15 protein-coding genes are annotated in these 17,089 nt (G+C 71.7%); 5 read left to right on the forward strand and 10 right to left on the reverse strand.

Annotation, left to right across the window (positions count from 1 at the left end):
* Positions 1-19 precede the first annotated feature (19 nt).
* Entirely contained in the window at positions 20-352 is a 333-nt protein-coding gene (locus AC07DO_RS23720) for an ATP/GTP-binding protein (RefSeq protein ID WP_479062337.1), read from the forward strand.
* A 36-nt stretch (positions 353-388) separates the two neighbouring features.
* On the opposite strand, the gene AC07DO_RS23725 is transcribed toward AC07DO_RS23720, so the two are convergent.
* The 8 genes from AC07DO_RS23725 to mce form a co-directional block, all read right to left on the reverse strand.
* Positions 389-1,258 carry an ABC transporter permease gene (locus tag AC07DO_RS23725; protein WP_479062498.1) on the reverse strand — a complete coding sequence of 290 codons (870 nt, stop codon included), beginning with the start codon at positions 1,256-1,258 and terminating at the stop codon, positions 389-391.
* Positions 1,259-1,329: 71 nt separating this feature from the next.
* Positions 1,330-2,538 (reverse strand): ABC transporter ATP-binding protein, encoded by a 1,209-nt coding sequence (locus tag AC07DO_RS23730; protein ID WP_479062338.1) that lies wholly within the window; start codon positions 2,536-2,538, stop codon positions 1,330-1,332.
* Positions 2,539-2,647: 109 nt separating this feature from the next.
* Positions 2,648-3,478: a hypothetical protein gene (locus AC07DO_RS23735; RefSeq protein WP_479062339.1), complete on the reverse strand. Its 831-nt coding sequence runs from the start codon at positions 3,476-3,478 to the stop codon at positions 2,648-2,650.
* A gap of 19 nt (positions 3,479-3,497) precedes the next feature.
* Positions 3,498-4,268, reverse strand: coding sequence for an ABC transporter permease (locus AC07DO_RS23740; RefSeq protein ID WP_479062341.1), 771 nt, complete (start codon positions 4,266-4,268; stop codon positions 3,498-3,500).
* Between the two features lie 3 nt (positions 4,269-4,271).
* On the reverse strand, positions 4,272-5,246 hold the full coding sequence (locus tag AC07DO_RS23745) for an ABC transporter ATP-binding protein (RefSeq protein WP_479062343.1): 975 nt from the start codon (positions 5,244-5,246) through the stop codon (positions 4,272-4,274).
* 74 nt (positions 5,247-5,320) lie between these two features.
* Complete coding sequence (locus AC07DO_RS23750) at positions 5,321-6,256, reverse strand: coiled-coil domain-containing protein (RefSeq protein ID WP_055700062.1); 936 nt, start codon at positions 6,254-6,256, stop codon at positions 5,321-5,323.
* A 182-nt stretch (positions 6,257-6,438) separates the two neighbouring features.
* Entirely contained in the window at positions 6,439-10,410 is a 3,972-nt protein-coding gene (gene scy / locus AC07DO_RS23755) for a polarized growth protein Scy (RefSeq protein ID WP_479062345.1), read from the reverse strand.
* Between the two features lie 238 nt (positions 10,411-10,648).
* On the reverse strand, positions 10,649-11,089 hold the full coding sequence (gene mce / locus AC07DO_RS23760) for a methylmalonyl-CoA epimerase (RefSeq protein ID WP_479062346.1): 441 nt from the start codon (positions 11,087-11,089) through the stop codon (positions 10,649-10,651).
* Positions 11,090-11,227: 138 nt separating this feature from the next.
* On the opposite strand from mce, the gene AC07DO_RS23765 reads away from it, so the two are divergent.
* On the forward strand, positions 11,228-12,430 hold the full coding sequence (locus AC07DO_RS23765; RefSeq protein WP_479062348.1) for an acetyl-CoA C-acetyltransferase: 1,203 nt from the start codon (positions 11,228-11,230) through the stop codon (positions 12,428-12,430).
* Positions 12,431-12,515: 85 nt separating this feature from the next.
* On the forward strand, positions 12,516-13,472 hold the full coding sequence (meaB, locus tag AC07DO_RS23770; RefSeq protein WP_479062349.1) for a methylmalonyl Co-A mutase-associated GTPase MeaB: 957 nt from the start codon (positions 12,516-12,518) through the stop codon (positions 13,470-13,472).
* A 68-nt stretch (positions 13,473-13,540) separates the two neighbouring features.
* Here the strand turns inward: meaB and AC07DO_RS23775 are convergent, their stop codons facing one another.
* Positions 13,541-14,263 (reverse strand): PepSY domain-containing protein, encoded by a 723-nt coding sequence (locus AC07DO_RS23775; RefSeq protein ID WP_479062499.1) that lies wholly within the window; start codon positions 14,261-14,263, stop codon positions 13,541-13,543.
* 151 nt (positions 14,264-14,414) lie between these two features.
* Here AC07DO_RS23775 and AC07DO_RS23780 point away from each other — a divergent pair, with 151 nt between their 5' ends.
* Together AC07DO_RS23780 and AC07DO_RS23785 are read left to right on the forward strand one after the other, a co-directional pair.
* A complete protein-coding gene (locus AC07DO_RS23780; RefSeq protein ID WP_479062352.1) occupies positions 14,415-15,134 on the forward strand; it encodes a response regulator transcription factor in 720 nt (239 codons plus the stop codon).
* Positions 15,131-16,561: a sensor histidine kinase gene (locus AC07DO_RS23785; RefSeq protein WP_479062354.1), complete on the forward strand. Its 1,431-nt coding sequence runs from the start codon at positions 15,131-15,133 to the stop codon at positions 16,559-16,561. Before AC07DO_RS23780 ends, AC07DO_RS23785 begins: the two co-directional genes overlap by 4 nt.
* Before the next feature lie 28 nt (positions 16,562-16,589).
* Here the strand turns inward: AC07DO_RS23785 and AC07DO_RS23790 are convergent, their stop codons facing one another.
* The gene (locus tag AC07DO_RS23790) at positions 16,590-17,066 is read right to left on the reverse strand and encodes a MarR family winged helix-turn-helix transcriptional regulator (RefSeq protein ID WP_385933194.1); all 477 of its coding nucleotides are present in this window, start codon (positions 17,064-17,066) and stop codon (positions 16,590-16,592) included.
* Positions 17,067-17,089: the final 23 nt, after the last annotated feature.

The following is a 17,089-nucleotide window of genomic DNA, read 5'->3' on the forward strand; positions in this document are numbered from 1 at the left end:
CAGCCCGTGAGGTGTTTCCGTGTCCCCGCGTCGCAACCGCCCCAAGGGCGCCGGAGAGCCGAATATGTCGACGGGCGTGGAGCCCTCGGGACGGTACGGCGGCTTCCAGAGTGCCGAGAGCTGGCAGGGCGAGGAGTGGAGCGTGCGCCACGTCGCGGGCGCGAGCGCGGCGGGCAAGCGGTACCGCTGCCCGGGCTGCGACCAGGAGATCCCGTCGGGCCTCGCGCACGTGGTGGCCTGGCCCGAGCACTCCGGCGTCGATGAGCGCAGACACTGGCACAAGGCGTGCTGGAACGCGAAGGACCGCCGCACCACGCGGGTGCAGCGGTCCCGTAACGCGCCGAGGTACTAGCGCTGCGTACGCCCGGCTCGCCTCTTTCCCGTACGGCTATACGTCGCGCTTCTCCAGGAGCGCGAACGCGCCGGCGACGGCGACCAGGGTGATGACGACGAGCAGCGTCAGCTGCGAGCCGCCGCTGGCGCCCGTGTCGTCCGCGCCGAAGATCTTGGCGAGGGCCGTGATGGCGTTGTAGTCGTTCATCTTCTCGCCGAGCGGCTGGGTGCTCTCCCAGATCATCAGGAACCCGCCCAGGATCGCGGGCAGCAGCACCACGCCGAGCATCGCCGTGATGGCGCCCGCGGAGTGCCGCAGCATCGAGCCGACGGCGAGCGCGAGCACACCGAGCAGCGAGACGTACAGGCCGCCCTTGAAGACCGTCCCCGCCCAGGGGAGGTCGCCCGCCTCCGGGCCGCTGTTGGCGGCCGACGCCGCGAGGCCCACCAGAAGGATGGATCCGGCGGACACCACGAAGGCGACCACGAAGAAGATCAGGATCTTCGCGGTGAGGACGCGGTGGCGCTGCGGCGACGCGGTGAACGTCGTACGGATCATGCCCGTGCCGTACTCGGACGAGGTGACGAGCACGCCCAGCGTGATCAGGCAGATCTGGCCCAGCATCAGGCCGAAGAAGGCCGGGACCGTGAACGGCATGTCCGCGTAGTCGACCGGGTCGGTGTTGGCCACGGCGAGCAGGCCGATGCCGACGACGAGGAGCAGGAAGATGCCGAGGGTCCACATCGTGGAGCGGACCGACTTGATCTTCGTCCACTCCGAGGAGAGGGCGTTGCCGAGGTGGGTCTTCTTGACCGGGATCGGCGAGGTGTAGGCGTTCGCCATCGCCTGCTGCCAGGCGGAGGGCGGCGCGGGGGCGGCGGGCGCGGGAGCCGCGGGGGCTCCCTGCATCGGAGCTCCCTGCATCGGGGCGCCCGCCTGTGCGTACGCCTGCTGGGGCTGCGCCTGCGGCTGCTGCTGCGGAGTCGGAGGCGTGGTCATCGCTGGTCCTCGCTGTCGCGCTTGGTCATGTCGGGGGCGGGGGCAGGCGCGGGCGCGGCGGCAGGGGCCGCGGGCGCCGCTGCCGGGGCCTGCTGCTGGGGCGCGGCGGCATAGGGGTTCGGCGTCCCGGGCGCGCCCTGCGGCTGCGGCATCGCGAAGGGCTGACCGCCCGGCTGGGGCGGCGGCGGGGCGTACCAGCCGGGCTGGCCCTGGCCGGGCACCGGCGGCTGCTGGCCGGGCGGCAGGGCGCCGGGCGGCATCTCCTGCTGGAACCCGGCGCGCTGGTCGACCGTGGAGCGGTAGTCGACGGCGCCCTGCGTCATCCGCATGTACGCCTCTTCCAGCGAGGCCTGGTGCGGGGAGAGCTCCCACAGGCGGACGTCCGCGCCGTGCGCGAGGTCGCTGATGCGGGGGAGCGGCAGGCCCGTGACACGGAGCGCGCCGTCCTGCTCGGGCAGCACCTGGCCGCCCGCCTCGGTCAGCGCGGCCGTCAGCTTCTCGCGCCCCGCGGTCTCGCCGTCCGGCGTCCGCACCCGCGCGAAGTCCGCGGAGTTGTGCGAGATGAAGTCCCTGACGCTCATGTCGGCGAGCAGCTGGCCGCGGCCGATCACGATCAGGTGCTCGGCGGTGAGGGCCATCTCGCTCATCAGGTGGGACGACACGAAGACCGTGCGCCCCTCCGCCGCGAGCGACTTCATCAGGTTGCGGACCCAGAGGATGCCCTCGGGGTCGAGGCCGTTGACCGGCTCGTCGAAGAGCAGCACCTGCGGGTCGCCGAGGAGCGCCGCCGCGATGCCGAGGCGCTGGCCCATGCCGAGCGAGAAGCCCTTGGAGCGCTTCTTCGCCACGTCCTGCAGGCCCACGACGCCGAGCACCTCGTCGACCCGGCGGGCCGGGATGCCGGAGAGCTGCGCGAGGCAGAGCAGGTGGTTGCGCGCGTGCCGGCCGCCGTGGACGGCCTTGGCGTCGAGGAGCGCGCCGACCTGGCGCGGCGCGTTCGGCAGCTTGCGGTACGGATAGCCGCCGATCGTCACCTGCCCGCTGGTGGGCGCGTCGAGCCCCAGGATCATGCGCATCGTCGTCGACTTGCCGGAGCCGTTCGGCCCGAGGAAGCCGGTGACGGTTCCGGGCCGCACCTGGAAGGAAAGGTTGTACACGGCTGTCTTGGCGCCGTAGCGCTTCGTCAGGCCGACTGCCTCGATCATTCTCCGCACCCATCGAATGGTTCAGGACGTCGGGGCACACGCCCCCGTAAGGGTTAGGAGGATAACGGTGAGCTGACGGTTCCAGCCAAGAGCAAGTAAAACCGGCGCTTCACACGGACGGGTGGGGTAGCTCCGTCCAGGGCAGCACCCAGCCCTCCTCCGCGAAGAGCAGGGTGCCCCGCGCGCGCAGCTCCGGGTCGGCGGCCGCTCTGCGCACCCAGGTGGCGGCGTCCGGGCCGAGCAGCTCGCGCAGCGGCGTGGACGCGTCGAGCAGGGCGTCCAGTAGCGCCGCCTGGTCACCTCCGCCGGGTCGCGGCAGTCCGGTGAGCGGGTCGGCGAGGACGCCGCGCGCGCTGACGTAGACGGAGGCGCCGGTGAGCCGGTCGCCGGACGGCAGGGTCATTCCGTACGCGTCCCCGGACAGCCGGACGCGCCGGTAGTTGGGGAGCTCGGTGGCGTCGACCGCGGGCAGCTGCGCGGGGTCGAGCCACGAGACGACGAGCGTGCGCTGTTCTCCGGCGCGTGCGTAGGGCGCGGCCGCCACGTATCCGGCCCGGCCGATGTGTGCCGAGCAGCCCACGCCGAGGCCGCTCAGCCGCACGGGCACCATCGGTACGGTGCCGGGGATGCCGAGCCTGCCGAGCTTGTGGGCGAGCTGGCCGGGGGAGGCGTTCGAGCCGACGGCGAGCACGGGGTGACGTCCGGCGACGGGTACCTGCCCGAGGGTGTCGAGGACGTCGTCCAGGGTGCGCCGGGGCCCGCGGCCCGTCCCGTCGACGGTCCAGGTGCCGAGCCCGCCCGGGCGCGCGTGCAGCGGCAGCAGCTCGGTCCCGGTCAGCAGGGCGGGCGCGGTGACGGGCAGCCCCGGGTAGGTGAGGGGCTGCAGCGCGGGCACGCCGTCGAGTCCGAGCGCCGCGAGTCCGCGGTCCTGTGCCGTCACACGCCCCCCTGGAGTACCGCTACGCGTCCCGCTTCTTCAGCAGTACGTACCCACCGAGCAGCGCGAGCACCACCCACATCACCATGATCGCGAGACCGCCCCACGGCCCGTACGGGGTGTCGTCGTCGAACGGCGACTTGACCTGCATGATCTTGCTCCCGGCCTGGTCGGGCAGGAAGCGGCCGATCTTCTCCGTCGCCGAGACGTTGCCGAGGATGCTGGAGATCAGGAAGAAGAACGGCATCAGGATGCCGAGGGAGAGCATCGGGCTGCGCAGCATCGCCGCGACGCCCATCGAGAACATCGCGATGAGGGCCATGTAGAGCGCGCCGCCGATGATGGCGCGCAGCACGCCGGGGTCGCCGATCTGCGCCTTGTACGGGCCGAGCGCCGCCTGGCCCACGAAGAACGTGACGAAGCTGGTGGCCAGGCCCACCGCGAACGCGAGCAGCGTCGCGACGGTGATCTTGCCGAACAGGAACGTGGCGCGCTGCGGGACCGCCGCGAGCGAGGTGCGGATCATGCCGGTGCTGTACTCGTTCGCGACGACGAGCACCCCGAAGACGATCATCGCGAGCTGGCCGAGGGACATCCCGGCGAAGCTGATGTACGTCGGGTCGAAGGTCAGCCGGTCCTTGGCGTCGAGGCTGTCGTAGTCGTTCTTGGACAGGATGCTGATCAACATGCCGAGCGCGATCGTGACGACGAACGCGAGGCCGAGCGTCCAGACGGTCGAGGAGACCGAGCGGATCTTGGTCCACTCCGATTTCAGCACGTGTGCCGCGGCCATCGCTCAGGCCCCCTTCCGCTGCTGCTGCCAGCCTTGGCCCCAGCCACCGGGCGGCGGCCCTGCCGCTCCGCCGTCCGTGTGGGCGTGGTACTCGACCGACTCAGCGGTGAGCTGCATGAAGGCTTCTTCCAGGGAGGCCTGCTGGGGACTCAGTTCATGGAGGACCAGCTGACGGCTCGCGGCGAGCTCGCCGAGCTCCTCCGCCGGCGTCCCGTCCACTTCGAGGGTGCCGTTGCCCGCCTCGACCGCGGTGATGCCCGCCTCGTGCAGGACGTCGAGGAGGCGTTCGCGCTGCGGGGAGCGGAGTCTGACGAACGACCGTGAGTTCTGCCGGATGAAGTCGGACATCGACGTGTCGGCGAGGAGGCGGCCCTGCCCGATGACGACGAGGTGGTCGGCGGTGAGCGCCATCTCGCTCATGAGGTGCGAGGAGACGAAGACCGTACGCCCTTGCGCGGCGAGGGACTTCATCAGGTTCCTGATCCAGTGGATGCCCTCGGGGTCGAGGCCGTTGACGGGCTCGTCGAACATCAGGATCTCGGGGTCGCCGAGGAGCGCCCCCGCGATGCCGAGGCGCTGGCCCATGCCGAGCGAGAACCCCTTGGCCTTCTTCTTCGCGACGGCGGTCAGACCGACGGTGTCCAGGACCTCGGTGACGCGGGCGCGCGGGATGCCGTTGCTCTGCGCGAGGCAGAGGAGGTGGTTGAAGGCGCTGCGGCCGCCGTGCATCGCCTTGGCGTCGAGCAGGGCACCGATGTACTTGAGGGGATCCTTCAGCTGCGCGTAGTGCAGGCCGTCGATGCGGACGGACCCGGCCGACGGGTTGTCGAGGCCGAGCAGCATGCGCATGGTGGTGGACTTCCCCGCGCCGTTCGGCCCGAGAAAGCCGGTGACCATGCCGGGCCGGACGGTGAAGGTCAGGTTGTTGACGGCCACCTTCTCGCCGTACCGCTTGGTCAGCCCCTCGAGCTCGATCATGCAGCAACGCTAAAACGGGACAAAGCCCCCTGCCACTCGGGTGGCGGGGGGCTTCGCTGTCCTGACGGAGCGCTTCAGCGGGTCTGCTGCGCGGGCACTCCACGGGAGATCGGCTCGTCCTCGGCGGGCGTCCCGGCGGCAGCCACCGCCGCACCCGTCAGCGTCGCCAGCATCTCGCGCACGTTCGTCAGCTGCGCGTTGATGGAGTCGCGACGGTTCGTCAGAGCGGCGAGCTCGCGCTCGGACTCCGAACGGATACGGTCCGCCTTCGCGTTCGCGTCGGCCACGATGTCCTCGGCCTGGCGCTGCGCGGTCTCCACCGTCTGACGGGCGCGACGCTCCGCGTCCGTACGCAGCTTCTCCGCCTCGAGACGCAGCTGCTCCGCGCGGTGCTCGATCTCCGCGAGGCGCTTCTCCGCCTTGGCCTGACGCGAAGCCAGATCGCGCTCGGACTGCTCACGGCGCTTGGCGAGGTTCGTCTCGAAGTCCGCGGCGGCCTGAGCGGCCTTGGCGCGGGTCTCCTCGAAGAGGGCGTCGGCCTCCTCACGCTTGGACTGCGCGTCCTTCTGGGCCTCGGCCCGCAGCGCGCTCGCCTCGCCCTTGGCCTTCTCGACGATCCGGACGCCCTCGTCCTCGGCCTTGGCCTTGCGCTCGGCCGCGAACGACTCGGCGTCGTTGCGCACCTGCTGGGCCGCGGACTCGGCGAGCTCGCGGTGCTGCTCGGCGGCGCGCCGGGCCTCCTCGCGCAGGTCCTTCGCCTCCTCCTCGGCGAGGCGGAGGATCTTCTCGACGCGGGCACCGAGACCGGCGTACGACGGCTCGGCGTCGGCAACCTGGGCCTGGGCGTTCTGCGTCTCGAGATGCAGTTCCTCGATGCGCTTTTCCAGAGCAGTGATACGGGCAAGAGCGCTGTCACGGTCGGAGACGAGCTTGGAGATACGTTCGTCCACCTGAGCGCGGTCGTACCCACGCCGCACAAGCTCGAAGCCGTAGGGGGAAGTGTCGCTCATGGGGTTCCTGTCGAATGAGACCGGTGAGGTGATAGAGGGAATCCTAGGGGCCCAAGCGGCGTGTCATCGAGCAGATGCCCGTTTGATCTGGAGAATGACACCCCTTTTGAGTGGTCAACCGCAGGAGCGCTTGCCAGGGACAGGGTCAAAGGTCCTTTCAGAGCACGGGCGATGCTCCTTGGCTACCCATCCGACTGCTTGCCACTCGAACGTGTAGACCCTGCCGTGGCTCCGGCTTTGACGCCACCCGCCGCCGAGCCGCTGCCAGGCCCGGTCTTCGCACCGCCCGACGGGGCCTCGAAAGACTCCAACGCCTCCAGCACGTCCTGGACACGGGAGATTTCCGCATTGATGTCCTCCCGACGGCGGACCAGCACCTCCAGCTCGTGCTTGCCCTCCTCGACCATGCGCGTCGCCTCGGCCTCGGCCTCGGCCTTGATGCGCTCCGCCTCGCGCGTCAGCTCGCTCTTCTTCGCCTCGGCCTCCTTCAGGAGACCCTCGGCCTTCTTCACGGCGGAGATACGGACCTTGCTCGCCTCGGAGTTGGCGTCGGAGACGAGCTCCTTGGCCTTCGCCTCGGCCTCGGCCAGCTGCTCCTCCGCGGCCTTGACAAGTGCGTCGCACCGCTCGCCCGCGGACTTCATCGCCTCCGCGGACTCGCGGCGGGCCCGCTCGTGCAGCTCCTCGATCTCGGCCGTCAGACGGTCGCGCTGCTCCTCCGAGCGCTCCCTTATGGCGGTCGCGTCCCCCCGCGCGCCGACCAGCAGCTCGTCCGCGTCCGTACGGGCCTTCTCCACCAGCGAGTTGCCCTCGATCGTCGCCGCGGCGACCAGCCGCTCGGCCTCCTTGCGGGCCGCGCCCACCATCGTGTCGGCCTGCGCCTCGGCGTCCGTCGTCGCCTTGAGGGCCTTCTCCTGCGCGTCCGCCGTCAGCTTCTCCGCCTCGGCGGCCGCCTCCGTGATGAGCGTGTCGACCTGCTCGGCCGCTTCCTGACGGCGCTTGTTGGCGGCCTGGCGGGCCTCGTCGAGGGTCCGCTCCGCCTCCTCGCGCGCCTCGGACGTGAGCCGCTCGGCCTCCCGCGCCGCCTCCGCCTTGACCCGCTCGGACTCGCTGCGGATCCGCTCGGAGTGCTGCTGCGCGGAGTTGACCGTCTCCGCGGCCTCGGCACGCAGCCGCTCCGCGTCGCCCGACGCGTCCGAGATGAGCTTCTCGGCCTTCGCCACCGACTCCGCGCGGACCCGCTCCGCCTCGGTCGTCGTCTCGGCCTTGAGGCGCTCGGCCTCCGCGGTGGACTCGGCACGCAGCCGCTCCGCCTGCTCCACCGCCTCCGTGCGGACCCGCTCGGCCTCCGCGACCGTGTCGGACTGCAGCTTCTCGGCCTCACTGCGGGCCTCGCCGATCAGCAGGTCGGCCTGGCTCGCGGCGTCGTTGCGGATGCGGTTGGCGTCCTCGCGGGCATCGGCACGCGTACGGGACGCGTCCTGCTCGGCCTGCGCGATGGTGTCCGACGCCTCCGTGCGCACCCGCTGGGCGTGCTCCGAGGCGTCCGAACGCATCCGCTCGGCCTCCGCGATGGCGTCCGAAACCGTGCGCTCGGCGAGGGCCTTCGCGGCCTCCGACGCCTCCGTCGCCTCACGCCGGGTGCGGTTGGCGTCCTCGGTGGCGCGCTCCCGCTCCGCGTAGGCGTCGGAACGGACGCGGTCGGCCTCCTCCTGCGCCTCCGTCCGCGTGCGCTCGGCGGCGTGCTCCGCGGCCGAACGCAGACCCGCGATCTCGTCCTGCGCCGCCTCGTGCAGACCGGCGACGGAGTCCCGTACGGACTGGGCGTGCTGCTCGGCGGCCGAGACCATCTCGGTCGCGCGGCGGTCGGCCTCCTCGACCAGACGGACCGCCTCGGCCTGCGCCTCCTCGACGCGCTTGCGGGCGGAGGCGAGGAGCTCCTCGCTCTGCTCGCGGGCCCGCTCGCGCTCCTGGTCGGCCTCCGCGCGGGCGGAGCCCAGCGTCTCCTCGGCCTCGCGGCGGCGGCGCGCGGCCTCCTCCTGGGCGGCGGCCAGCTCCTCGGCGGCCTCCGCGCCCACGCGCTCGGCGGCGGCGGCGGCCTCCGCGCGCACCCGGTCCGCGGACTCCTGCGCCTCGGTCTTGAGCCGCTCGGCCTCCGCGGCGGCCTCCGAACGCAGGCGTACGGCGATGTTCTCGCCCTCCGCGCGGGCCTGTGAGGCGTCGGCGGCGGCCTCCGTGCGGAGCCGCTCCGCCTCCGTCTCGGCCTGCGCCTGGAGCGTGCGGATCCGCTCGGCGGACTCCGTACGGAGCCGGTCCGTCTCGTCCGCGGTCTCCTTGCGGATGCGCTCGGCCTCCGCGCGGGCGTCGGTCAGCGCCTGCTCGGCGGCGGCCAGACGCTCCTCGGCCTCCGTGTGCAGCCGCGTCAGCTCTTCGGCGGCCTCGGCCTGGCGGGCCGCTATGGCCTGCTCGGTCTCCTCGCGCAGCGCCCGCGCGGCCGCCTCGGCCTCCGACTTCGTGGCCTCGGCCTGCTCGGCGGCCTCCTCGCGGTGCCGCTCGGCCTCCGCGCGGGTGCGCTCCAGGGTCTCCTCGGCCTGCGTGCGCAGGGTCGTGGCCCGCTCGACGGCCTCGGCGCGGACCCGCTCGCTCTCGGTGGTCGCGGCCGTACGCAACTCGTCGGCGTCGGCCTTCGCCTTGGCGAGGAGCTCCTCGGCGGACTTGGCCGCCTCCTCGATCTGCTGGACCGCCTCGCGCCGCGCCTCGCTGCGGATGCGGTCGCCCTCGGAGGCCGCGTCGGCCCGCAGCTGCTCGGCCTCGCCGCGCAGCCTGCGCGCCTCCTCCTGCAGCTCGACGGTCTTGGCGCGGTACTCCTTGGTGTCGTCCTTCGCCGCGCCCTTGAGCTCCTCGGCGATGTCGTGCGCCTCCGCGCGCAGCCGGTCCGCCTCGGCCTCCGCCTCGGAGCGGATCCGCTCGGCCTGCTCGGTGGCGGCCTTCGTGGTCTCCTTGGCGTCCTTGGACGCCTTGTCGAGGACCTCCTCGGCGGTCCGCGCGGCCTTCGCGAGCTGGCCCGCGGTCTCCTCGGCGGTGATCGTGCGCGCCTTCTCCGCGGCGTCCGCGATCAGCTTCTCGGCCTCCGCGCGGGCGTCGGCGACCAGCTGCTCGGCCTCGGACCTGGCGGCTTCGGCCTCCTTGGTGGCCTCGCCGACCAGCCGGGCGACCTGCTCCTTCGCGGTGCGCGTGCGCTGTTCGTTGGCGCCCTCGGCGGCCTGCAGCTGCTTGGTCGCGGTGTCCTTGGCCTCGGCGAGCACCTTCTCGGCCTCGGCGCGCGCCTCGCGCAGCGCCGTCTCGGCCTCGGCCATCCGCTGCTCGGCGGCGCGGCTCGCCTCGGCGGCCTGGCGGCGCGCCTGCTCGGACTCGGCCGTCGTCGTGGAGCGCAGCTGCTCGGCGTGGTCGGTGGCCTCCTGGGCCTGCGTCGACGCGGCGTTCAGGAGGCGCTCGGCGTCCGTACGGGCACGGCGCAGGATGGCCTCGGCCTCGGCGCGGGCGGCCTCGGCGTCACCGGCGAGGCGCTGGCGGGCCTCCTCGGCGACGCGGGCGGCCTCCGCGCGGGCGGCGGCCAGGGCCTGGTCGGCCTCGGCGCGCGACTCGTCGAGGAGGCGGCGGGCCTGCTGTTCGGTGCGGGCCCTGAGCTGCTCGGCCCACGCCACGTTCTCGTTGACGTGCGACTCGACGGTCTGCCGGCGCTCGTTCAGTTCCTGGTCGAGCTGCTGGCGCCGCGTCACGGCCTCGGTGTGCAGCTCGGACTGGAGCCGGGCCTGCTGCTCGGCGTGCTCCTGAAGGATGCGCTGGGTCTGCGCCCTGGCCTCCCGCAGCTCGCGCTCGGCGTCGGCACGCAGCTGTTCGGCCTGGATCTGGGCATTGCGGAGCAACTGCTCGGCCTGATACCCGATGTCCGCGCTGTCGTAGGCAGGGCGGGACGCGAGGTTGCGGCGCGCCTCGTGCAGCTTGGCGCGCAACACCTCGACCTGGTAGCCGAGGTCCTCGGCGTGCTGGACGGCCTTCTCCCGCTCGGTCTTCAGCCGGTCCATCTCGGCCTCGAACCGCGACAGACTGTCGGTCTCAGCCCGCGAGTTCTCTTGGCGTTCGTAGCCCCGCACTGCGCGGTCCCATCCTTCCCCAAGCTCGTCGAGCAGGGGATACCCCAACCCTGGTCGCACGTCTCTCCAACGAGCCCCGTCCATCCGCCGAACGAGGCCCCCGGGGGAATGGTGTCAGATCAACAGCAGAGCATGGGCTGCTGCCCCGACGCTCGTCCCCCGAAACCCGGACCCCGGCATGTGGCCGCCCCGACTTCGGACGGCCGCCCCTCACCCTACCGGCCCGGATATGGGGAGGTCAGTGCTCCAGGGACTCGGAGGGTGCCGAAGTGACAAGTTCCGTCAGGACTCCGTGACAGTCCTTCGGGTGCAGGAAGGTGATGCGCGAGCCCATGGAGCCGATGCGGGGCTCGTCGTAGAGGACGCGTACGCCCTTGTCCTTGATGGCCGCGGCGTCGCCGTCGACGTCCGCGGTGCCGAAGGCGATGTGGTGCACGCCCTCGCCGTTCTTGGCCAGCCACTTGCCGACCGCGGAGTCGTCGCGGGTCGGTTCCAGAAGCTGCAGGTAGGAGGCGCCCCCATCACCGGTGTCATTGATTTTCAGCATGGCCTCGCGCACGCCCTGCTCTTCGTTGACCTCGGAGTGGGTCACCTCGAATCCGTACGTCGCGCGGTAGAACTCGACGGTCTTGTCGAGGTCGAAACAGGCGATCCCGATGTGATCGATTCGCGTCAGCATGCTTCAAGTGCAGCGCTTGATGCAGTGATTACGCAACGTGCGCGCGATCACAGTCGCCGCCCGGTGACGGCGGGGGTACTGCTCAGTACATTCAGATAAACCCTCGTTAACTCCTCTCCTCCCAAGGGGTCGTCGCACATGGCAGGAACGACCGGCACCACCTCAGTGATCGTCTCGGGCGCACGCACGCCCATGGGCCGTCTCCTCGGCTCGCTGAAGTCCTTCTCGGGTGCGGATCTGGGGGGATTCGCGATCAAGGCCGCGCTGGAGCGCGCGGGCATCGGAGGCGACCAGGTCCAGTACGTGATCATGGGCCAGGTACTGACGGCCGGGGCAGGGCAGATCCCGGCACGCCAGGCCGCCGTCAAGGCGGGCATCCCCATGAACGTCCCCGCGCTGACCATCAACAAGGTCTGTCTCTCGGGCCTCGACTCCATCGCACTCGCCGACCAGCTCATCCGCGCCGGCGAGTTCGACATCGTGGTGGCCGGCGGTCAGGAGTCCATGACCAACGCCCCGCACCTGCTCCCCAAGTCCCGTGAGGGCCACAAGTACGGCGCGATCGAAATGATCGACTCCATGGCGCACGACGGCCTGACCGACTCCTTCGACGGTGTCGCGATGGGCGAGTCCACGGAGAAGCACAACAGCCGCCTGGGCATCGGCCGCCCGGAGCAGGACGAGGTGGCCGCCCTGTCCCACCAGCGGGCCGCCGCCGCACAGAAGAACGGCCTGTTCGAGGCCGAGATCACCCCCGTCGAGATCCCGCAGCGCAAGGGCGACCCGGTCCTCTTCGCCCAGGACGAGGGCATCCGCGGCGAGACCACCGTCGAGACCCTCGGCAAGCTGCGCCCGGCCTTCGCCAAGGACGGCACGATCACCGCGGGCACGTCCTCGCAGATCTCCGACGGCGCCGCCGCCGTCGTGGTGATGTCCAAGGCCAAGGCGCAGGAGCTCGGCCTGGCCTGGATCGCCGAGATCGGCGCGCACGGCAACGTGGCGGGGCCCGACAGCTCGCTCCAGTCGCAGCCCTCCAACGCCATCCAGCACGCCCTGAAGAAGGAGGGGCTCGACGTCTCGGACCTCGATCTGATCGAGATCAACGAGGCCTTCGCCGCCGTCGCGGTGCAGTCAATGAAGGACCTCGGGGTGTCCTCGGAAAAGGTGAACGTCAACGGCGGAGCCATTGCGCTGGGTCACCCGATCGGGATGTCCGGCGCGCGGCTCGTGCTGCACCTCGCCCTGGAGCTGAAGCGCCGGGGCGGCGGCGTGGGTGCGGCCGCGCTGTGCGGTGGCGGCGGTCAGGGCGACGCCCTGATCGTCAAGGTGGCCAAGGCCTAGCCGCCGGCCGGCCACTGTCCCCGCTTTCCCCGGGGCACGTGCGTCAGTGCCATGTACGTGCTCGTACGTAGTGAACGGAGCTGTGATGCAGGACGTCCCCTCCCTGGTGGCGCAGGCCCGCGAGGGCAGGCCGCGGGCCGTGGCCCGGCTGATCTCACTGGTCGAGGGGGCGTCACCGCAGCTGCGTGAAGTGATGGCGGCGCTGGCGCCGCTCGCCGGCCACGCGTACGTGGTCGGTCTCACGGGCTCTCCCGGTGTCGGCAAGTCGACATCGACGTCCGCGCTCGTGAGCGCCTACCGGCGTACCGGTAAGCGGGTCGGCGTCCTCGCCGTCGACCCGTCGTCCCCCTTCTCCGGAGGCGCGCTCCTCGGCGACCGGGTGCGGATGTCCGACCACGCGTCCGACCCCGGCGTCTACATCCGCTCCATGGCCACGCGCGGTCACCTCGGCGGGCTCGCCTGGGCCGCGCCGCAGGCCATCCGCGTCCTGGACGCCGCGGGCTGCGACGTGATCCTCGTCGAGACCGTCGGCGTCGGACAGTCCGAGGTGGAGATCGCCTCCCAGGCGGACACCTCGGTCGTCCTCCTCGCGCCCGGCATGGGCGACGGCATCCAGGCGGCGAAGGCCGGAATCCTGGAGATCGGCGACGTGTACGTCGTCAACAAGGCGGACCGCGACGGCGCCGACGCGACCGCGCGCGAACTGAACCACATGCTGGGCCTCGGCGAGTCCCGCGGCCCCGGAGACTGGCGCCCGCCCATCGTGAAGACGGTCGCGGCGCGCGGCGAGGGCGTCGACGAGGTCGTCGAGGCGCTGGAGAAGCACCGGGCGTGGATGGAGGAGCGGGGGGTCCTCGGCGAGCGCCGGGTCGCCCGCGCCTCCCGCGAGGTCGAGACGATCGCCGTCACGGCCCTGCGTGAGCGCATCGGCTCGCTCCACGGCGACCTGCGGCTGTCCGCGCTCGCGGAGCGGATCGTGGCGGGGGAGCTCGACCCGTACACGGCCGCGGACGAACTCGTCGAGGGGCTCACGGAGAGCTGAGACATGCCGCGGGGGCGGCGCTTTCACGCCGCCCCTGAGGCGAGAGTCGGCCCTCGCCGCGAGTGTCGTCAGTCGTCGGAGCCGTCGTCGTCGTGGTCCTGACCGTCCTGGCCGTCGTGGTCGTGGGTGTCCGTGCGGTCGGCCGTGACCTTGCCGGTCTTCAGGTCGACGTTGTACTCGGACTCGGCGCCCTTCGCGCCGGTCGTCTCCACGTTCCAGGCGGTCGCCGTGCCGTCGTCGTCCAGGTCCACGGAGGTCACCGTGCCCTTGTCGGCGCCGGCCTTCGCGGCGTCCGCGGCGCTGACGGAGGTGCCCTTCAGAGCGGAGTTCACGCGGGCGGCGTCGGTGGCGTCCTCCTTGGCGTCTTCCTTGTCGGACTTGTCATCCTTGTCGACCCAGGAGCCGAGGACCTTGCCCGTGCCCGGGTCGACCTCGACGTTGTGCCAGGTCTTGCCGTTCAGGATGTCGACGTCCCAGACCAGGCCGCCGTCCTCGTCGTCGAGCTCGGCGGAGACCGCGGTGCCGGACGTGTCCGCGAGGGCCGCCTCGATGGCGTCGGCGGCGGTCACCTTGGCGGCCTTCGCCTCCGCGGTGTTCTCGGCGGCGTCGTCGCGGTCGTCGTCCCTGCCGTCCTGGTCCCTGCCGTCCTGGTCCTTGCGGTCGTTGTCCTTCAGCTGGACGCTCGACCTGCTCGCGGCGCCGTCGTCCTCACCGCCGGTCGCGAAGGCGGCGGTGCCGCCTCCGATCAGGGCCGCGGCGGCGACGGTGGCGATGACGATGTTGCGCTTCATGAGGGTCCTCCCGAAGAAGTGGGCGGTGCGGGCGGCGGCCCGGGGGCCGCCGCCGTTCGCTTTCGACACGGACCAATCTGGCGGAGCGATCCTGAACGCACGCTGAAGCCGCCTGAAGAACTCTTCAGCTTCGCTCTGCCACCCTGAACGCATGCGCCCACCCGTCTCCCACCACCACCCTGCCGGAGGCGCTACGCGCCACACCTTTCGATTCTTGATCGTCGAGGACGAGAAAAGGCTGGCCCTGTCGCTCGCCAAGGGCCTCACCGCCGAGGGCTTCGCCGTCGACGTCGTCCACGACGGCGTCGACGGACTGCACCGGGCGAGCGAGGGCACGTACGACCTGGTGATCCTCGACATCATGCTGCCCGGCATGAACGGCTACCGCGTCTGCTCCGCGCTGCGCGCCGCAGGACACGACGTGCCGATCCTGATGCTCACGGCCAAGGACGGCGAGTACGACGAGGCCGAGGGCCTCGACACCGGCGCGGACGACTACCTCACCAAGCCCTTCTCGTACGTCGTGCTGGTGGCCCGCGTGAAGGCGCTGCTGCGCCGCCGCGGCAACGCGGGCCCCTCCCCGGTGCACACCCTGGGCGAGCTGAAGGTCGACACGGCCGCGCGGCGCGTCTTCCGCGGCGACGACGAAGTCACCCTCACGGCGAAGGAGTTCGCGGTCCTGGAGCAGCTGGTGCTGCGGAGCGGCGAGGTCGTCTCCAAGGGCGACATCCTGGACCACGTCTGGGACTTCGCGTACGAGGGCGACCCCAACATCGTCGAGGTGTACGTGAGCACGCTGCGGCGCAAGCTCGGCGCGGCCCTCATCACGACCGTGCGCGGCGCCGGATACCGTCTGGAGGCCCCGCGATGAGCAGGACGAGCCGACTGTTCGGATCGGTGCGGGCCAGGGCCACGCTCGGCGCGAGCCTCGTCGTCGCCCTCGCCCTGGTCGCGGCGGGCGCCGCCGTGCTGCTCTCGCTGCGGGACAACCTCGTCGACCAGGCGGGCTCGCGGGCCGACTCGGCCGCCCGCAAGGTCGCCTCGCAGCTCCTGACGGTCCGGTCGTTGGGGGACCTGGAGCTGCCGGACGACGATGACCAGCCCGTCCAGGTCGTCGACGGCAACGGCAGGCTGGTCGCGGCCGGTGAGGACCTGCAGAGGATCAGCGGAACGGGCGTCGATCAGGTGAAGCCCGGCCGTGGGGGAGCGGGGGCGAAGGAGGACGGCGGCGACAACGAGGACCGCGAGGACGGGGAGATCGACGACGAGACGAAGTACACCAACGGCTCCGCCACCATCGACGGCGAGAGCGCCGAGTACCGCTTCGCGGCCGTCGAGGTCAGCTCGCCCAAGGGCGACTTCACCGTCTACGCGGGCAGCTCGCTCGCCGACGAACAGAGCGCCGTGTCCACGGCGTTGACGTCGATGCTCATCGGGTTCCCGCTGCTCCTCGCGGTCGTCGCCGGCGTCACCTGGCTGGTGACGCGGCGCGCCCTGCGCCCGGTGGCCGCGATCACCGCGGAGATGTCCGCGATCACCGCGTCGGAGGACCTCGCGCGCCGCGTGCCCGAGCCGGGCACGCACGACGAGATCGCCCGCCTCGCCCGCACCACCAACGAGACGCTCACCGCGCTGCAGACCTCCGTGGAGCGCCAGCGCCGGTTCGTGGCGGACGCCTCGCACGAGCTGCGCAGCCCCATCGCCTCGCTGCGCACGCAGCTCGAAGTCGGTGCCGCGCACCCGGAGTTGCTGGACGTCGACGGCGCCGTCGAGGACACCGTGCGGCTCCAGGAACTCGCCGCCGACCTGCTGCTCCTGGCCCGCCTCGACGCGGGGGAGAAGCCGGGGGCGGGCCGGGTCGACCTGGCGGCCTTCGCCCGCGAGGAGCTCTCGCAGCGCACCCGGGACCACGTCGAGGTGCACGCGGACCTGAAGAGCGCCGAAGTCGCGGGGTCGCGCGGCCAGTTGGCGCGGGTGCTGGGCAACCTCCTGAACAACGCGCAGCGGCACGCACGTTCCCGCGTCACGGTCACCACCCGGAGCGACGGGGCCTGGGCGGTCCTTGAGGTGGCCGATGACGGCAGCGGCGTGCCGGAGGGTGAGCGGGAGCGGATCTTCGAGCGGTTCGTACGGCTCGACGACGCGCGGACCCGCGACGAGGGCGGGGCCGGTCTGGGCCTCGCCATCGCGCGGGACGTGGCGGTGCGGCACGGCGGCACGCTCGTGGTGCGGGAGGCGCCGTCCGGGGGTGCGCTGTTCGAGCTGCGGCTGCCGAGCCCTCAGTCGTCGGCGGAATGAGGGGTGCGGCCGGCCGTGGCGGTGCGGATCAGGGCTTGCCGCGCTGGGAGCGCAGGTGTTCCGCGATCGGGGTCAGGGCCTTGCGCAGGTCCTCGAGGGCCTCGTCGGAGATGAGGTCGACGAAGTGCCGCCGCACGGAGGCGACATGGTGCGGGGCCACCTTCCGCATGGTCTCCATGCCGTCCTCGGTGAGGACGGTGTAGAGACCCCGCCGGTCGGACTCGCAGTTCTCACGGCGCACCAGACCCGCGTTCTCCATGCGGGTGATCTGGTGGGACAGGCGGCTCTTGGACTGCAGGGTGGCGGCGGCAAGGTCGCTCATCCGCATCCGGAGCTCTTCCGACTCGGAGAGATACACGAGAATGTCGTAGTCGTTCATGGTCAGGTTGAACGGCTGAAGGTCCTTTTCGAGCTGATATGTCAGCATCCTGTTGACCTCCACGTGGGTGCGCCAGGCGCACTGTTCCTCGTCGGTCAGCCACTGCGGGGCCGTCTCGGTCTCCATGGAATCGATTCTACCTAAGAAGT

It is taken from the genome of Streptomyces sp. NPDC045678 (assembly GCF_056432085.1).

Bases quoted from the DNA above. Each gene is read 5' to 3' on its own strand.
- AC07DO_RS23725 (WP_479062498.1), bottom strand. From the start codon at position 1,258: ATGCAGGGAGCTCCGATGCAGGGAGCCCCCGCGGCTCCCGCGCCCGCC.
- AC07DO_RS23730 (WP_479062338.1), bottom strand. From the start codon at position 2,538: ATGATCGAGGCAGTCGGCCTGACGAAGCGCTACGGCGCCAAGACAGCC.
- AC07DO_RS23740 (WP_479062341.1), bottom strand. From the start codon at position 4,268: ATGGCCGCGGCACACGTGCTGAAATCGGAGTGGACCAAGATCCGCTCG.
- AC07DO_RS23745 (WP_479062343.1), bottom strand. From the start codon at position 5,246: ATGATCGAGCTCGAGGGGCTGACCAAGCGGTACGGCGAGAAGGTGGCC.
- AC07DO_RS23750 (WP_055700062.1), bottom strand. From the start codon at position 6,256: ATGAGCGACACTTCCCCCTACGGCTTCGAGCTTGTGCGGCGTGGGTAC.
- mce (WP_479062346.1), bottom strand. From the start codon at position 11,089: ATGCTGACGCGAATCGATCACATCGGGATCGCCTGTTTCGACCTCGAC.
- AC07DO_RS23765 (WP_479062348.1), top strand. From the start codon at position 11,228: ATGGCAGGAACGACCGGCACCACCTCAGTGATCGTCTCGGGCGCACGC.
- meaB (WP_479062349.1), top strand. From the start codon at position 12,516: ATGCAGGACGTCCCCTCCCTGGTGGCGCAGGCCCGCGAGGGCAGGCCG.
- AC07DO_RS23775 (WP_479062499.1), bottom strand. From the start codon at position 14,263: ATGAAGCGCAACATCGTCATCGCCACCGTCGCCGCCGCGGCCCTGATC.
- AC07DO_RS23780 (WP_479062352.1), top strand. From the start codon at position 14,415: ATGCGCCCACCCGTCTCCCACCACCACCCTGCCGGAGGCGCTACGCGC.
- AC07DO_RS23785 (WP_479062354.1), top strand. From the start codon at position 15,131: ATGAGCAGGACGAGCCGACTGTTCGGATCGGTGCGGGCCAGGGCCACG.
- AC07DO_RS23790 (WP_385933194.1), bottom strand. From the start codon at position 17,066: ATGGAGACCGAGACGGCCCCGCAGTGGCTGACCGACGAGGAACAGTGC.